The sequence below is a fragment of the Amycolatopsis sp. cmx-8-4 genome (genome assembly GCF_046548675.1).
Lineage (GTDB): Bacteria > Actinomycetota > Actinomycetes > Mycobacteriales > Pseudonocardiaceae > Amycolatopsis.
The window spans coordinates 1-629 of sequence record NZ_JAEBDZ010000103.1 but is presented as its reverse complement, the minus strand read 5'-3'; the positions used below and the strand labels follow the sequence as shown (position 1 = coordinate 629).

Genomic DNA, 629 nt, shown 5'->3' with positions numbered 1-629 from the left:
CTAGTGCCTCGTCAAGGAACGTTGACGTGGTAACCGTGTCGCGTGGACATCCGGGCCGGTGATCGCCAGGCTGGCCGGTGGAGGTGAGCCATGGCGCGTCAGCCGGAGGTGTTCGCGCGGTCGCTGGAGCCCGAAGAAGCGCAGCGGCTGGTCAAGATCACGAGGTCGACCCGGGATCGGGTGCGGCTGCGGCGGTCCGGGATCGTGCTGGCCTCGTCGCAAGGCCGGTCCGCAGGGGAGATCGCGGCGATGTTCGCCGCGACCGAGGGCTATGTGCGGGAGGTGATCCACGCGTTCAACACCTCGGGGTTCGCGGCGTTGTCCCCAAAATGGAAGGGCGGCCGACCACCTAAATTCGGGCCGGTCGCCCGTGAGCAGATCTGCCGCATCGCCGCCTGCAAACCGACCGAGCTGGGCTTGCCGTTCACCACCTGGAGCCTGACCAAGCTCGTCGAGTACCTGGCCGAGCATGCCTGGCTCCGGGTGAGCACCGAGACCGTCCGGCAGATCCTGCGCAAGGAAGGTGTGTCCTGGCAGGCAACGAAGACCTGGAAAGCCAGCAAAGACCCGGACTTCATACCGAAGAAGACCCGCATCCTCGACCTCTACGACCGGCCGCCCACTGACGG

Annotated in this window: 1 protein-coding gene; it reads left to right on the top strand. The window is 66.6% G+C overall.

The annotated features are described in order from the left end of the window. Positions 1 to 90: 90 nt before the first annotated feature. Positions 91 to 629 (top strand): helix-turn-helix domain-containing protein (locus tag ACLJQZ_RS48595; RefSeq protein WP_410628520.1); only part of this gene is annotated, 539 nt, incomplete at its 3' end.